The organism is Microcystis viridis FACHB-1342 (genome assembly GCF_014698335.1).
Taxonomy (GTDB): domain Bacteria; phylum Cyanobacteriota; class Cyanobacteriia; order Cyanobacteriales; family Microcystaceae; genus Microcystis; species Microcystis ichthyoblabe_A.
In genome coordinates, this window is sequence record NZ_JACJSV010000031.1 from 1 (window position 1) to 15,316 (window position 15,316).

10 protein-coding genes and 4 pseudogenes are annotated in these 15,316 nt (G+C 44.6%); 8 read left to right on the plus strand and 6 right to left on the minus strand.

What is annotated here, in order from left to right; all coding sequences use genetic code 11:
- Nucleotides 1-11: 11 nt before the first annotated feature.
- Complete coding sequence (locus H6G40_RS11760; RefSeq protein WP_069475733.1) at nucleotides 12-599, plus strand: DUF3782 domain-containing protein; 588 nt, start codon at nucleotides 12-14, stop codon at nucleotides 597-599.
- A gap of 509 nt (nucleotides 600-1,108) precedes the next feature.
- Here H6G40_RS11760 and H6G40_RS11765 read toward each other — a convergent pair.
- Together H6G40_RS11765 and H6G40_RS11770 are read right to left on the minus strand one after the other, a co-directional pair.
- Nucleotides 1,109-2,920, minus strand: coding sequence for a proline--tRNA ligase (locus H6G40_RS11765; RefSeq protein WP_002736417.1), 1,812 nt, complete (start codon nucleotides 2,918-2,920; stop codon nucleotides 1,109-1,111).
- Nucleotides 2,921-3,606: 686 nt separating this feature from the next.
- A complete protein-coding gene (locus H6G40_RS11770) occupies nucleotides 3,607-5,286 on the minus strand; it encodes a diaminopimelate decarboxylase family protein (RefSeq protein WP_042790862.1) in 1,680 nt (559 codons plus the stop codon).
- A gap of 765 nt (nucleotides 5,287-6,051) precedes the next feature.
- Here H6G40_RS11770 and H6G40_RS11775 point away from each other — a divergent pair.
- The 3 genes and pseudogenes from H6G40_RS11775 to H6G40_RS11785 all read left to right on the plus strand — a co-directional run.
- Nucleotides 6,052-6,192 (plus strand): annotated as a pseudogene (locus H6G40_RS11775) (transposase); the annotation flags it as partial.
- A 28-nt stretch (nucleotides 6,193-6,220) separates the two neighbouring features.
- A pseudogene (locus tag H6G40_RS11780) lies at nucleotides 6,221-6,656 on the plus strand (hypothetical protein); the annotation flags it as partial.
- A 537-nt stretch (nucleotides 6,657-7,193) separates the two neighbouring features.
- The gene (locus H6G40_RS11785) at nucleotides 7,194-9,914 is read left to right on the plus strand and encodes a valine--tRNA ligase (RefSeq protein WP_069475732.1); all 2,721 of its coding nucleotides are present in this window, start codon (nucleotides 7,194-7,196) and stop codon (nucleotides 9,912-9,914) included.
- 170 nt (nucleotides 9,915-10,084) lie between these two features.
- Here H6G40_RS11785 and H6G40_RS23705 read toward each other — a convergent pair whose 3' ends face one another.
- Nucleotides 10,085-10,207 carry a hypothetical protein gene (locus H6G40_RS23705; protein ID WP_002738230.1) on the minus strand — a complete coding sequence of 41 codons (123 nt, stop codon included), beginning with the start codon at nucleotides 10,205-10,207 and terminating at the stop codon, nucleotides 10,085-10,087.
- Between the two features lie 319 nt (nucleotides 10,208-10,526).
- On the opposite strand from H6G40_RS23705, the gene H6G40_RS11790 reads away from it, so the two are divergent.
- The 3 genes and pseudogenes from H6G40_RS11790 to H6G40_RS11795 all read left to right on the plus strand — a co-directional run bounded on the left by H6G40_RS11790 (nucleotide 10,527) and on the right by H6G40_RS11795 (nucleotide 13,824).
- Nucleotides 10,527-10,676, plus strand: coding sequence for a hypothetical protein (locus tag H6G40_RS11790; RefSeq protein ID WP_002735434.1), 150 nt, complete (start codon nucleotides 10,527-10,529; stop codon nucleotides 10,674-10,676).
- 41 nt (nucleotides 10,677-10,717) lie between these two features.
- Nucleotides 10,718-10,898, plus strand: a pseudogene (locus H6G40_RS23280) (hypothetical protein).
- A gap of 148 nt (nucleotides 10,899-11,046) precedes the next feature.
- Nucleotides 11,047-13,824, plus strand: coding sequence for a beta strand repeat-containing protein (locus tag H6G40_RS11795; RefSeq protein WP_069475746.1), 2,778 nt, complete (start codon nucleotides 11,047-11,049; stop codon nucleotides 13,822-13,824).
- On the opposite strand, the gene H6G40_RS24150 is transcribed toward H6G40_RS11795, so the two are convergent.
- Nucleotides 13,817-14,005: a hypothetical protein gene (locus tag H6G40_RS24150; protein ID WP_071590287.1), complete on the minus strand. Its 189-nt coding sequence runs from the start codon at nucleotides 14,003-14,005 to the stop codon at nucleotides 13,817-13,819. The two genes, H6G40_RS11795 and H6G40_RS24150, sit on opposite strands and share 8 nt — an antisense overlap.
- Between H6G40_RS24150 and H6G40_RS24155 the strand changes: the two are divergent.
- Nucleotides 13,959-14,108 (plus strand): annotated as a pseudogene (locus H6G40_RS24155) (IS982 family transposase); the annotation flags it as partial. The gene H6G40_RS24150 and the pseudogene H6G40_RS24155 overlap by 47 nt on opposite strands.
- 118 nt (nucleotides 14,109-14,226) lie before the next feature.
- Here H6G40_RS24155 and H6G40_RS11805 read toward each other — a convergent pair.
- Together H6G40_RS11805 and H6G40_RS11810 are read right to left on the minus strand one after the other, a co-directional pair.
- Complete coding sequence (locus tag H6G40_RS11805) at nucleotides 14,227-14,607, minus strand: hypothetical protein (RefSeq protein WP_002752180.1); 381 nt, start codon at nucleotides 14,605-14,607, stop codon at nucleotides 14,227-14,229.
- Between the two features lie 59 nt (nucleotides 14,608-14,666).
- Entirely contained in the window at nucleotides 14,667-15,032 is a 366-nt protein-coding gene (locus H6G40_RS11810) for a phasin family protein (protein WP_002777874.1), read from the minus strand.
- Between the last annotated feature and the right edge of the window lie 284 nt (nucleotides 15,033-15,316).

Genomic DNA, 15,316 nt, shown 5'->3' on the forward strand with positions numbered 1-15,316 from the left:
AAAAATTATCTATGGCAACTACATCCGAAGACGTATGGCAAATCTTAGCCGAATTAGCCACTGCTCAAGCCGAATTAACTGCTGCTCAAAAAGAAACTGACCGACAACAGAAGGAAACCGAGCGACGACAACAGGAAACCGACCGACAACTCAGAGAATTAGGTAAACAAATTGGGGGACTCGGTGCTAAATTCGGCAGTTTTACCGAAGGACTTGCCCTTCCCTCAATGGAAACGATTCTCAGACAACGGTTCGGCATGAAAGTTGTTAGTCCCAGTGTCCGAGCAAGCGAAGATGGAAAACACCTAGAAATTGATGTTCTTGCCTATACTAATGGTGAGCTAAATACTGCCTATATCGTCGAGGTTAAAAGTCATGCTAGAGAGGAATCTATTACACAATTAAAAAGTATTTTGCAACGGTTTCGCAGCTTTTTCCCTGAACACAAAGATAAAAAACTCTATGGCATATTAGCAGCGGTTCATGTATCTCCAGAATTACGCGAAAAAATTCTGCAAGAGGGGTTTTATGTGGCTCGGATTCATGACCAAGTATTTGAATTAGATATTCCCGATAATTTTCAACCTCGACCTTATTAAAAATTTAAATGTAATCGCTCTATCTTGCCCAAAGGCATCAACACTTTTTTCTTCATGAATCGGCAAAATTCAGTAAAATAGTAATAGACCAAATCAGAGATAAAAAACTCTATGGCATATTAGCAGCCCTGGGTAAGCGCATCTTAACAATCCTTGACAAAATGAACTTTATGTGAGTTGCCTACCCAGACGACAATTCAGGCATATTTGAGTAGAATTTGCCATCTCAATTGTTAAGCAACAATCGACCAAATAGGTCGAGTTCGTAACTATTCTGATTGACTGGTATCACTTGAAATGCCCACGCAAATCACAAAATTGGCCAATTGTCAATAGCCTTTGAGATGCCCTCACCCCAGTTTGGGTCTAGGTTTTAAAAATCCCACAAAAGAAGATTTATATCTCAAATCAGCAACGCTGGAAAAATTATTGCTATGACAGGAGGTACCCCGACTCATATTCGCTCATCAAATACATAAACAAAGAAAATTATCTGTATATTTAATTACTTAATCAGAAACATTTACCTTTGAAATAGCAGTTTCTAAATAGGAAACCACCTCATTAATTGCTACTTCTGATGCTTTTTTACTGGCTCTTTCGACTAATTCCACCTTACCCGATTTGAGAGATTTACCCGTGACAATGCGATAGGGAATCCCAATTAAATCCGCATCTTTGAACTTAACTCCCGCACGTTCATCCCGGTCATCTAAAAGGGTTTCAATGCCGGCTTGATTTAACTCATTGTATAAACTTTCGGCAGTTTTTACCTGCTCGGCATCGGCTAAATTAGGAATAACCACAATCGCTTGATAGGGGGCAATAGCTACGGGCCAAATAATGCCATCTTTGTCGTAGGATTGTTCTACGGCTGCCTGGGCTAAACGCGATACTCCTATACCATAACAACCCATACAAATGGGGGTAGATTCTCCCGCTTCATTAGTATAAAAAGCATTCATAGCTTGAGAATATTTATAACCCAATTGGAAGATATGACCGACTTCAATTCCTCTAGCACTTTGCAAGGTTTGATTAGGATCGTGAATAGCTCGATCGCCTACCCGGGCTTTGCGTAGATCGACGATTAATTCTGGTAAGATAAAATCTTTACCCCAATTGGCTCCCACTACATGAAATCCGGTTTCATTAGCACCAGTGATAAAGTTTTCTAAGTCTGTCACTGTGTTGTCTGCTATGCGTAAAAACTTAGGAGCTATATCGCTGGCTTTTTTGAGTAAATTATCTTCTAAGTCGGGAGCAATATAACCTAAAGGTAAAGGTTTAGTTGCCCATTTCTGTTGAGCGGCAGCATCGGGTATTTTTAAAGCCAAAATTGTTTTAGCATTGTAACAGCTCGCCTGTCTAACTAATTCATTTTGTAGTTTAACTTCATTAACCTCTTGATCGCCGCGAATATGCAGTAAAACTAAAACAGTTATGCCGCTATCATAAAGCACTTCGTAGAGAACATTTTTGACGATGGCAGTGGCAGAACAATCAAGAAATTTAGCTAAACTTTCGATCGTGTTGGTGTTAGGAGTCTCTTTTTTAGCAAACTTTTTAAAGGGAGAAGCCACTTTATCTGCTGGCAAAGAAACGGCTTTTTCTACATTAGCCGCATACTTTTCATCGGCAGTAAATAAAACCTCATCTTCTCCAGCATCAGCTAAGACCATAAATTCTTGGGATGCGGAACCGCCAATCGCTCCAGAATCGGCTTCTACTGCCCGAAAAGCTAACCCACAACGGCGGAAAATATTGCGGTAAGCTATATCCATCGCTTGATAGGTTTTCTTTAAACATTCCTCGTCAAGATTGAAAGAATAGGCATCTTTCATAATAAATTCCCGTCCCCGCATTAAACCAAAACGAGGGCGAATTTCATCGCGAAATTTAGTTTGAATCTGATATAAATTAACCGGTAATTGTCGATAGGAACGAATTAAATCACGAGCGACGGCAGTAATTACTTCTTCGTGAGTCGGTCCTAATCCTAACTCCCGGTTTTGCCTGTCCGTCAGGGCAAACATAATCCCTTCTGCTTTTGTGTAGGTGTCCCAACGGCCCGATTCTTGCCAGAGTTCCGCCGGTTGCAGTTGGGGAAGTAAACATTCTTGGGCGCCGGCTTTATTCATTTCTTCCCGGACTATCTGGGAGACTTTCTGCAAAACCCGCCACATCAGAGGTAAATAGGCGTAAATACCGCTGCCGATACGACGAATGTAACCGGCACGGACTAAGCATTTATGACTGGGGATTTCCGCCTCGGCTGGATCTTCCCGGAGGGTGACAAAAAGCTGTTGAGAGAGTCGCATCCTATCGATATCCTTTTGAACAGAAGACTTTCTATTATCTCATCAAAGGAGAGCGACTGCAATTATCAATTACTTGTGTTGACAAACAATAACAGCGATCAGTTTACCGATTCTCAGGTATTTCCCCTCATAACTTGAGACTGGTTGGAGAAGCATTGAACCTCAGTTGCAATTGCCTAACTCCCTTGTTCTCTACTCTAGGAAATATGAGCGTTCAGGTTGATCGCTGTTATCGCCGTTATCGAGACAGAATGGAACTTTAACAGGGTTTACTCCTTTGTGAACTTGACCTTATAACCTTGCCAGTTGATCTGTCAGGGAGGCTTTTCTCTTTAGCCTCAATTATTAATATAACATCGGATCGGAGCTAGAAGTCTTTCTCTTAATTAAAGTTTACATTGCCAGGGTCAAGGAAAAGCTTAGATGTTTTGACGCTTGACCGACCATAACTCTTATTATTCAAAAATTATGGCAGCAGTGACCTCAACAGTAGTCAAAGAAAGCGCAGAAGAATTAACTAACTCAACAGAACAAAGAAGCAATCACCGCTAGGGAAAAAGACAAACTGCCCCTAAAGCAAGAAAAAGCTCCCACCCTCAAGGTGATAGCTAAAAGTTGATGGCATCATAGAAACACAGTGCCAAGGTGCTTGTGTAAATATCGTGAGCAAGGCAACGAAAAGAACTTTATAAGATGAATCGGAACGATCCCTTAAACTTCCCGTTGCCGAGGTCCCAGTGAGACAGGTGAGTAGTATGCTTATCCACAGGGAGGCTTGATTTGGGCGCTATATATACAACCAGTCTCAATGGCTGGCTGGTACGAATTATCGTGTCTGACTTCAAATATGTTCTTGTTCCCCAAACTGAAACATCTTTGGCCTGTTTGCCGACAAGATACAAAGCTGAAATTATTGTGGCATCCGAGGCGATGCGGACGGCGAATGGGATTGATATCGCCCCTAAAGAACTCTTCGCCTTCACCATGAACTGCAAAGTTCTTGGCGCTATGAGTTGGACTCTGGTAAATGCGTAGCCATCTGAAGATTCTCCCTGCTTGAGATAGTCACTGCTTAGTCTTTCAATGATATCGAGATCAATTTCATGATCTAGCACTTCTGAAGGGGGGTGCGTCGGCCTGGAAAATCCCAAGAAACTGTGATCGGCAAATACGTCCTCAGCAGCGTAAGCCGTTTCTATTTGACCCATTTCATCTATGGTTATATGCCCGGGCCCGTGAAACCCATTAAAGTGATTGCTTACTGAATAGCAATATGCTCCTGCGTGTTGGATTAACAATGGATCCCCACGACTCTGGCCTTCTAAATTGGTCGATGGTAGCAATATATCGCCGGCAAAACAAAGTGGCCCTCCAATAGCATCGTCCCCTTGAGTAGGCAGGGTGCGATGATTGCGATCGATAATTTGGTGGCTCCATGAGAGGAGAGTCACCTTGATTAGCTGGTCGGAGCCAACATCAACAATAGCCCAACGTCTGCCCCGCATCTGCTTAAGCTCGCGGATACGAGTCAACAAGGCGACGGCATTACCAACCAGTGCGTGTCCAGGCTCGACTATGTACTCAATACCGGGTAACAAGTGTTTCTTTAATGCTTCTGTGTACTCTAGGATTGTTGGAAACTGTTGCCCGTCATGGAAGTCAATGCCAAACCCACCGCCAAGATTTAGTTTTCTCATGCAATGATTCGAGCTGGCTTCGATTAAGTTTTTCAAATGATGAATAAACTGAACCGAATTATTAAATGCCGATACATTATCCATCTGAGTTCCAATATGGATATGCAAGCCAGCTATAGGTAGTTTGCAACTGGCCAGAGCATCTGGCAATTCCTCGGATGGGATGCCAAACTTACTGTTTGGTGAGGCGTGAGAAACCAGATCCTGCCAATCAGTATTGTGGAAATATTCCACCGGTTTTTCTGGGTTAACTCGAACCAGCAAGCTCCCACTCCAATCCTTGCCATAAAGCTTATGTTGAAGGTCATCTAATATAGCTTGAGAGTCAGCAACTACTGTTGAGCCTCCATCGAGGAGATCTACCATTAGCTGGTGGTCGGGCGCCGGACTGTTGTATGTGATCCGATTCAACGGGAATCCGCAAGAAAGGGCCAACTCAACTTCATATTTAGAAGAGCAGTCTGCGGAGCATCCCAGGGATGCCAGTTCATTCAGAATCGCCATCGACGGATTAGCCTTGATCGGGTAGGCAACCTGAGATGGACTGCCGACAAGCTCCACAAAGTGGGACAGGTTCCGACGAAGCTGACCGACGTTCAGTATGTAGAGAGGAGACCCATGGCGTTTTGCTATCTCCTCGATGTCAATTGATCGCGTCCAAGTTTCCATAATCCCTTCTATAATCTCGCTTTTGTCCAACGCCTAGCATCACCCGCAAACAGGGATCAGTTTATCGATTCTCAGGTATTTCCCCCCACTACTTGGGACTGGTTGGAGAAGCATTGAACCCTAGCTGCAATTGCCTAACTCCCTTGTTCTCTACTCTAGGAAATATGAGCGTTCAGGTTGATCGCTGTTATCGTCGTTATGCCACCCTATCGAACCATACCAAGTAAGGAAGAACCTTTTTTTTTAGCTTCAATTATTAATGTAACATCGGATCGGAGCTAGAAGTCTTTCTCTATAATCAAAGTTTACATTACTAGGATTAAGGAGAGGCCTAGATGTTTTGACGCTTGACGATAATTACCCTCAGTTCGGTATCAGAAAAGGAGGGGGTGGTAGCCTGAAAAAATACAAACGATTCAGCACCCCCGTTCTACATTAGCCGAGTCCCGCCCTCTCGAACCGGTCATCGAGTTTTTCGCCACGCTCTGACGTAATATGAAAAATCACTTAGCGATGGCGTACTGCTAGGCAGTGGCTTCGACATTGCAATCAACTTATGGAACAGGGTCAGACGGAAGGCGATGTTAGTCCAAAATTATTTATTTTGAATTACCATTGTTGCACAAGTAATTATATTTTCTAAATTGTTATACTCATATCTTTGTTTTTCAATATAATTATCAAATAAATAATTTTTGTCTGGATATTTTATCGCTAAGTCTTGGCATTTTTGTTTAAGATAATTGAATTGTATTTCATACTCATCATTTTGATAACCGAACAACCCTGAGAACAGTTGAAGGAATTAACAATAAACTGAATGTGATTAAAAGGAGAGGCTGTGGATTTAGAAACTTTAAAAACTTTAGTCTTAGATATTTATTAAATTGGCATTTTGCTAGTTGATTTTACATGGTAAGTTCGGAAAAACTAGAAAAATGAAAGACAAGAGTTTGAAAATCTGCGAAGACTTCTTAAAGTAGAAAGAAAGGGTAGTCGCGGGGATAAAACTTATGAAGAAACAGCTTACTATATCAGCGGTCACTGAGCCTTTACATTGAGCTTGTTGAAATGTGTCGAAGTGTAGCCTAACCGAATCCGCTCAAGTATTTGCCAAAATTATTCGCGGTCACTGAGCTTTTACATTGAGCTTTTACATTGAGCTTGTCGAAATGTGTCGAAATGTGTCGAAGTGAGGACATTGGAAAATAAAAAATCAGTTACATTGGGTAAAAGATGTAATTTTTGAGGAAGATAAAAGCCAGATCAGGGATTTTCAAGCGGCAAGCAATTGGTCAATTCTCACAACTATAGGATTGAATCTTTTCAGAGGTTTGGGTTTTCTCTTAATAACAGAGGGACAAAGGTGATTAGCTGAACGTTGGGAAAAACTGATAGTTTTATCGACGTAAGAAGTAAGCAGAAAAATTAGCTAAATTAACAGGATGTACTCTCAGACAATTTCAAGAGAGATAGGCTTTTAGTGGCTTGATAACAAGCTTTATCAATCTATTCATAATAAATATTGGCAGAGGATTAAAGATTAATTGTTGTGACTAACTCTTTTAGTTAGAGAAAGATAAACTTGAGAATCTTCAGTCAAATTTATTAATTCAAAATCAGCTGTACTTAATTTAAATGAATCAACCCTACCTTAATAAGGGGGCATCTGAAAGTTTTTAATACCTACCTACCCATTGATTGACTCCCTCAATTGATTATAGCAATTATTATACTGATAAAATGCAAAATAATTACCAGAAATTAGCTATGTTTACCCAAGGAAAAGATAACAGCTATCTTAATAAGACTCTTGAAAATTTTTAGCCTGCAACTAAACAGGAATTTGATCTCTCCCAAATGTGGGACAATTGACAAAGAACTAAGAATTGTAGAATCCCCCCATCATGACCTCGGAACTATCGAAGCAATACGATCCCAAGATCACAGAAACGAAATGGCAGCAATATTGGGAAAATCAAGAAATATTTACAGCAAACCCCGAAAAAGGCGGCGAAACCTACTGTATAGTTATCCCTCCTCCCAATGTTACCGGTAGTCTCCACATGGGTCACGCTTTCGAGAGTGCCTTGATTGATACACTTGTTCGCTACAAACGCATGACCGGCAAAAATACCCTCTGGCTGCCCGGAACAGATCACGCTAGTATTGCAGTACAAGCTATACTCGATCGCCAATTAAAAGCCGAAAAAACCGACCGTTATCAACTAGGAAGGGAAAAATTCCTCGAACGCGCTTGGCAATGGAAAGAGGAGTCAGGTAGTACCATTGTTAATCAACTGCGACGCTTGGGGGTATCCGTCGATTGGACGCGGGAACGTTTCACCATGGATGAGGGACTTTCCCATGCTGTCCGTACTGCTTTTATCAAACTCTATGAGGACGGATTAATCTATCGCGGTCAATACTTAGTTAACTGGTGTCCCGAATCCCGGTCGGCCGTTTCCGATTTAGAGGTGGAAAACAAGGATATTGAGGGAAATCTCTGGTATTTTCGCTATCCTCTCAGCGATGGTAGTGGTTATCTTCAAGTAGCCACCACAAGGCCCGAAACCATGCTCGGTGATACTGGTGTCGCTGTCAACCCGCAAGACCCCCGTTATCGTCATTTAATCGGCAAAACCGTCACTTTACCGATAATGGGGCGAGAAATCCCGATTATTGCCGATGAATTAGTGGATCCCCAATTCGGTACTGGTTGCGTCAAAGTTACGCCGGCCCACGATCCCAAGGATTTTGAGATGGGTAAACGCCATAATTTAGCCTTTATTAATATCATGAATTTAGACGGCAGTTTAAACGAAAATGCCGGAATATTCGCGGGTCAAGATCGTTTTGTTGCCCGCAAAAATGTCGTTAAAAAACTCGATGAAGACGGTTTTTTAGTTAAGATTGAAGCCTATCGCCATAGCGTCCCCTATAGCGATCGAGGTAAAGTTCCCGTGGAACCCCTTTTATCTACCCAATGGTTCGTTAAAATTGAACCTTTAGCCACAAAAGCTTTAACCTGTTTAGATCAGGAAAACTCGCCCCGTTTTGTGCCAGAAAGATGGACAAAAGTTTATCGCGATTGGTTAGTTAAACTCAAAGATTGGTGTATTTCTCGACAACTATGGTGGGGTCATCAAATTCCCGCTTGGTATATTATCAGTGAAACCAATAACGAAATTACTAACCATACTCCCTTCGTTGTTGCCTGGGATGAAACCTCCGCTTTAGCCAAGGCCAAACAAGAGTATGGAGAGGATATAATTATTCAACAAGACCCCGATGTTTTAGATACTTGGTTTTCCTCGGGATTGTGGCCATTTTCGACTATGGGATGGCCAGAAAAAACCCTTGATCTAGACACTTATTATCCCACCACAACCCTCGTCACTGGTTTTGATATTATCTTTTTCTGGGTGGCTAGAATGACGATGATGGCGGGCTATTTTACGCGACAAATGCCTTTTAAAGATGTCTATATTCACGGTTTAGTTAGGGATGAAAACGGCAAAAAGATGTCTAAATCTGCCAATAACGGCATCGATCCCCTAATTTTAATTGATAAATATGGAACCGATGCTTTACGATATACCTTAATTCGAGAAGTGGCAGGAGCAGGACAGGATATCAGTCTGCAATATAACCGTAAAACCGATGAATCGGAATCCGTAGAAGCTGCCCGAAATTTTGCCAATAAAATTTGGAATGCTTCCCGTTTTGTGATGATGAATCTGGAGGGAAAAACCCCAGAAGAATTGGGTGAACCAGTTTTAGAAAATTTAGAATTAGCCGATCGCTGGATTTTATCTCGTTATCATCAAACAGTACAAAAAACTAGAGATTATCTAGAAAATTATGGCATGGGGGAAGCGGCAAAAGGTCTATACGAATTTATCTGGCGCGATTTCTGTGATTGGTATATCGAGTTAGTGAAAACTCGTTTATGGAAGGATAAAGAATCGGTTTCCTGTGCTACGGCCCGGCAAACTTTGGCTTTTATCTTGGCAGGAACATTAAAATTATTACATCCCTTTATGCCCCATATTACCGAGGAAATTTGGCATCATTTAACCCAAGAAAATCAGCAAGTTTTGGCTTTAGAAACCTATCCAATAGCCGATAGTTCTCTGATCGATCTAGACTTAGAAAATACTTTTGAGTTATTAATAGAAAGTATTCGGGTGTTGCGTAATTTGCGGGCCGAAGCGGGGATTAAACCGGGAGCAACGATCACGGCAATTTTACAGACAGAAAACAGCCAAGAATTAGCTATTTTGCAACGCGGACAAGTGTACTTAAAAGACTTGGCCAAGATCGAAAACTTAATTTTGACGGCCAAATTAACCGAGGAAGTCAATCAAGCGATCGCTGGTGTTGTCGCTACGGTAGAAATCCTCATTCCCCTGTCCGGATTGGTTGATATATCGGTATTGGCCGGGAAATTAGCGAAAAATTTAGCTAAAGTAGAAGGGGAAATTAAGAGTTTGAGCGATCGCCTGAATAAACCTAGCTTTGTCGAAAAAGCTCCAGAAGCTTTAATCCAAAAAACGAAGCAAGCTTTAGCAGAGTCCGAAAAACAAGCCCAAATTCTCCAAGAACGCTTAAAACGTCTGCAGTAGTTCCTTTGTACTATCTAAGTCCAGTGGGCTAGAGCAAAGCTACTGCGATCGAGATTATCCCTTAATCCATTGACTTAGTTGTTCAAGTAGTTGAAGTTAAAGGAGAGGGGCTAACCTAGGGATGACTTTGGGGAACTTAAGCATCTCATAAACTTGCTCCTCTTAACTCCCTATCTAACTCGGACTCCTTGTCCAGCAAGTCTTTCAGGAGTTTTCTGCACCACTGGGTCAATTAAGTTAGCAATTTCAAATTCCGGCTCAATAACAATAAAGCTAACCTTGACTCGCTGCATCTACGACCAAAACCTTATTTTTTTCTGTCACATTTCTAAATAAACAATCAAAATGATGATCAACAAGGATACAGTCCTTTCTGGACAACAATTAAATATTTGTTCAGCGATTTGATTGAATAATTTTTCCTTTACAAAAATACAAGAATTACTATAAAGATTTAGATAAACAAGAAAAAATATAAAGTCTTATGGAGATTATTCAAGAATTATCTCAAAAGTCAACAATTGATGAGATTCTGGCCAGATAATGGCGATGGAGGGGTGAATCAACCTGATCCGAAAAAGAGATTGTTGTCGAGAGTCGGAGGGAAAAGCAATGAATATCAAGGATACATTACACAATTTTGTCCAGTACCTAACAGAGGCTTTCGCTCGCATTTTTAGTCCCAACAATGATGAATATCCCGATGTGGGGATGCAGCCTTTTGATTCTGAACCTTACCATGCTTCCAAGGGTAATTCTTAACTATAGCGATCCTAAATTATTTTTGCTCTTCGGTTTGTGTTATGCAATGGACGGGGGTTATAAAGGATGAAACCCTTATAGAAAAAGACATTACCGCAATTTTTGTCAATTGTTTGCGATCTGGAGCGAACTAATCAATTAAATCTCTTGCCAGATAAGAATTTAGTCGATTTATACCCCCCTATCGAACCATACCAAGTAACGAAAAACCAGATACTGTAAGATCAAACTACTTCACTTTGAGTGTCCACAATCGGTCAGTCGAGTCTGACCCCAATCGGGGGCTTAGACCATTTTTTGGATGGCCCCATTTGGCTTTCAGGACTGGCACCGGCGCGTCAACGCAAACAACAAATTTGGAGAAAAGATTATGCCTACGCGAACCATCAATGGCAACAACAGCGGCAATACGATCAACGTCCTCGACGACACAGGCGGCTATAAGGTCACCGGGTCGGGATTCACCATCTCCCCTGGGGGGTCACCTCCATTCACCGACACCGATCTGGTGATCAACACCTTGGACACCACCGGCGGCACCGACGTCGTCAATCTGTCCGGCTTGACCACAAACTCCGGTGTCAGCTTCACCAGCATCACCATCAACGGCGGCGGCGGCACCCAGAACGTTACCGGCAGCGGCTTCGCCGAGACGATCAGCACTGGTATTAGCAACGACGCCATCAATGCCGGCGCGGGCGATGACACTCTCATAGGCGGCGACGGTGCCGATAGCATGGATGGGGGCGATGGCAGCGACACCTACAACATCGCTGGCTCACAGCTGGGTGGCGACACCTTCAACGACACGGGCGCTAGTGGCAGCGACACGATCAACGTCACCGGCGCCCTCTCCACTTTCCTGTCCTTCGGCGTCGCGGGGACGAACTACACCCTTATCAACGGGTCTCTGCCGACCTCAGCCGGCGCGACCTATCAGGGCATCGAGACCTTCAAAGGCAACAATTTTGCCATCAACGGCACCAACAACGGCAGCGACATCTTCGACCTCTCCGGGTTCAGCAGCGCCACCGGGGTGGGCGCGATCAACACCTTTAATGCCACCGGCGGCACCGACTACGTCAACGTCTCCACTGCGGATGCTGGGGTGACCATCAACGGCGGCAGCGGCACCCAGATCGTCGTCGGCAGCAGCTTCGCCGATACGATCAGCACTGGTAGCGGCAACGACAGCATCAATGCCGGCGCGGGCAATGACACCATCACCGGCGGCGACGGTGCCGATAGCATGGACGGGGGCGACGGCGACGACACCTTCAACATCGCTGGCTTACAGCTGGGCGGCGACACTATCATCGGCGGCACCGGCAACGACACGATCAGGAACACGGGTGCTGGTGCGCTGAGCATATCTTCATTCGGCCCGTCGGGCAGCGGCACCACCGCCACCTATTCCAGCATCGAGACCCTGGACGGCAACAATCAGGCCATCAACGGCAGCAACGCCACCAACGAGGTGGTCAACCTAAGCCTGATCGGCCAGCTGCTGAACGTCACCGGCGTCAGCATGGCTGACGGTGCCGACACGGTTTGGACGGCGGCGAGCCACAGCGGCCAAGTCACCGTCTATGACGGCGGCAACGGTACTGACACCATCAATCTGGTGTTGACTCCCCTGCAGCTTGGGGCTTTCAGTGTCGGCGATATCGGGTCGCTCAACACTTACGTTGCTGCTCCCACGGGTAAGACCCTCGCGCCCAGTGGAGGCACCATCAATATCGCGAGCCTCCAGTTCAAGGCTAAAAACTTCGAGTCGGCCACAGCCAACGTGCTAGATGATGGCCAGGTTTACAACATCACCGATTGCTTGATCCCGATCAACAATGTGGTGGTGATGACCACGGCTAGTTATACGGATGTAGCCGGGAAAAGTAGCCTCATTGTGGGCACCGCAGCGAACAACACGATTCAGGCTGGTGATGGACAAGACTTGGTGTTTGGCCTTGCCGGAAACGACTCCATTACCGGAGGTGCGGATGAAGACTGCCTATTTGGCGGTGCGGGAGACGATACCTTCTTCGCCAACCTGAGCGAGGCTGAGTTTGACAACCTGCAAGGCGGGTCGGGGACAGACACTTTACAACGCACCACCACCGGCGGCCAGGGCAATCTGGTGTTGAATCAATTCTTGGCCACCAACGGCATCGAGCGGGTCAACCTGGATGCGGGTGGCCAAAATCGCGGGATTGATGGCAACGCGAATGGCAATGTGCTTGATTTCAGTGCCACCACCTTTCTCTCTAACGGTGTCAATGGTTTAGGCGGGGACGACACCATTACTGCCACCAACGCCTCGGCTCGCACCTATAATGGCGATGCCGGCAATGACACCCTGAACGGTGGTACACAGAATGATATCCTGAACGGTGGTGCCGACAATGACACCATCTCCGGTGGCGGCGGCAACGACACCATCAAGGGGGGGGTTGGTGCTGACAGTCTGAACGGCGGCGATAACGACGATACCTTCCTCGCCAACCTGAACGAGGCTGAGTTTGACAACCTGCAAGGCGGGGATGGTATCGACACCTTGCAGCGAACCACAGATGGCGGCCAGGGCAATCTGGTGCTGAATCAATTCTTGGCCACCAACGGCATCGAGCGGGTCAACCTGGATGCGGGTGGCCAAAATCGCGGGATTGATGGCAACGCGAATGGCAATGTGCTTGATTTCAGTGCCACCACCTTTCTCTCTAACGGTGTCAATGGTTTAGGCGGGAACGACACCATTACTGCCACCAACGCCTCGGCTCGCACCTATAATGGCGATGCCGGCAATGACACCCTGAACGGTGGTACACAGAATGATATCCTGAACGGTGGTGCCGACAATGACACTCTGGTTGGCGGCCTCGGCAATGACTCCCTAACTGGGGGGATCGGCAATGACACGTTCCGCTTCGCAAGTGGTTTCGGTAACGATGTCATCACTGACTTCAGTGGGGGTGGTGCTGACAAGATTGACTTGTCTGCCTTTGGTCTCGGCGGCATCGGGGCTTTGACGATTACTGTCGGCCCTGGTGCTGGTAACGACATCATTACGAGTCCTTCTACTCCAGGCTTCGGTCAGATTACCCTTGTAGGATTTGCGGGCACGTTAACTGCTAGTGACTTCATCTTTACTTGAAAGAGGGTATAGGGTGTGGGGTGTGGGCTTCGGCCGTGAGCTTTTGCGTTCGACAAAAGCTCACGCCGAGGTCTGAACGGGTGTAGGGAAGGAAACCTCTTTCATCTCTGGTGGTGAAAATTTTTTCATCGGGACTGACTCCCGCGAATGGCTCGGAACGAGAAGCTCTCTGGGATGTCATTGGCTCGATTCAAGGATTACTGATTGGGGACAAAGGATACCTTTTTTTGACCACAACAACGATAAGGAACTTGCTTAGGAATAATATCCCAGCCAGAAAATCGCTCTGTAGAAGAACCAGACCAGCCAGATGGTAAATTATCAAAGCGCAAGTCCCTAACTGCTTTGAGATAAAAGTTATGGGTAGGGATAATAACCCTACCTGATTTTATAGGAAAATAATTAATCCTCTGCTTGCCAATCGGGACAACTATCACTATCCCAACCGTAGGGATGGAAACCGCAGACGAGAAGATTGCCTCCGTAGATATAACCGTGATAATTACGGCAACCGATACAAGCAGCATGGGTATTAGGATCGGGGTTAACCTTAGGAGTGAGGGTAAAATCCGAGGGTTCGTCTAATTCCGAAAATAGGGATTCATCGAGGTTAAAAAATTCTTCTAATTCCTGGGGTAAAACCTCTTGAATAAACTGTTCCAGATCGATGATAATTTCCTCATTGATTTCTTCAATAGCTTGGGTCACTTCTTGGAAAAAATTTTCAATTCCCAGTGCCACAGTTTCGATCACTTCCCAAAAATCCTTCTGCCAATCGTCCATGTTTATACTTGCATCCCTTGTCTGGTAATAATTAGTTATTTATCCCTAAAATCTAGGTTTTAATCCTGTTGCAGTTTCCGTAATTCCTCCTGAAGACGTTCCACCTTTTGCCGCAATTCATCTACTTTGGGATCAGCTGCTTTGGTGTCCTCCTCATCTTCAATAATTTCTATCCGTCGGGGTTCATGGGGAATATTAGATTCGTTAGCTGTCACCGGTTGCTGTTGTGCCTGTTTCACCAACTCATCGACGTATTTCCTCGCTTCTTCTGCGTTTATTTCGCCGCGAGAAATCATTTCATCGGCTAATTTTTGGGCTTGATTTCTTAATTCTTGTAAATTTACTTCAGCTTTTTCGGCGGCATAAGTAGCAATGCCTACGCCCAAATAAACTGCTTTTTTGACTAAATCACCTAAGTTGGCCATAACAAAAATCCTGAATCGATCGCTCTTACTTCCTAGAATAAACGATCCTTCTCCCAAATGGAGATGGGTTTTGGGAGTCAGTGAACAGTGAACAGTAATCAGTAATCAGTGAACGCTTGCGCCGCTAATGTAACACCATGAACATTTTTCAGCCAATATCCAAGAGAGCCATCAGTGAACTGAAAACTCACATCTGATAACTGGTAACTGATAACTGGTAACTGATCACTGATGAGGTAAAGTTTTGTAAAGAGATGAGGTGGTGGCAACAGCAAAAGTGATCG

Excerpts from the sequence above, each read along its gene's own strand:
- H6G40_RS11760 (WP_069475733.1), top strand. The coding sequence starts at position 12 with ATGGCAACTACATCCGAAGACGTATGGCAAATCTTAGCCGAATTAGCC.
- H6G40_RS11765 (WP_002736417.1), bottom strand. The coding sequence starts at position 2,920 with ATGCGACTCTCTCAACAGCTTTTTGTCACCCTCCGGGAAGATCCAGCC.
- H6G40_RS11770 (WP_042790862.1), bottom strand. The coding sequence starts at position 5,286 with ATGGAAACTTGGACGCGATCAATTGACATCGAGGAGATAGCAAAACGC.
- H6G40_RS11785 (WP_069475732.1), top strand. The coding sequence starts at position 7,194 with ATGACCTCGGAACTATCGAAGCAATACGATCCCAAGATCACAGAAACG.
- H6G40_RS23705 (WP_002738230.1), bottom strand. The coding sequence starts at position 10,207 with ATGCAGCGAGTCAAGGTTAGCTTTATTGTTATTGAGCCGGAATTTGAA.
- H6G40_RS11790 (WP_002735434.1), top strand. The coding sequence starts at position 10,527 with ATGAATATCAAGGATACATTACACAATTTTGTCCAGTACCTAACAGAG.
- H6G40_RS11795 (WP_069475746.1), top strand. The coding sequence starts at position 11,047 with ATGCCTACGCGAACCATCAATGGCAACAACAGCGGCAATACGATCAAC.
- H6G40_RS24150 (WP_071590287.1), bottom strand. The coding sequence starts at position 14,005 with ATGACATCCCAGAGAGCTTCTCGTTCCGAGCCATTCGCGGGAGTCAGT.
- H6G40_RS11805 (WP_002752180.1), bottom strand. The coding sequence starts at position 14,607 with ATGGACGATTGGCAGAAGGATTTTTGGGAAGTGATCGAAACTGTGGCA.
- H6G40_RS11810 (WP_002777874.1), bottom strand. The coding sequence starts at position 15,032 with ATGGCCAACTTAGGTGATTTAGTCAAAAAAGCAGTTTATTTGGGCGTA.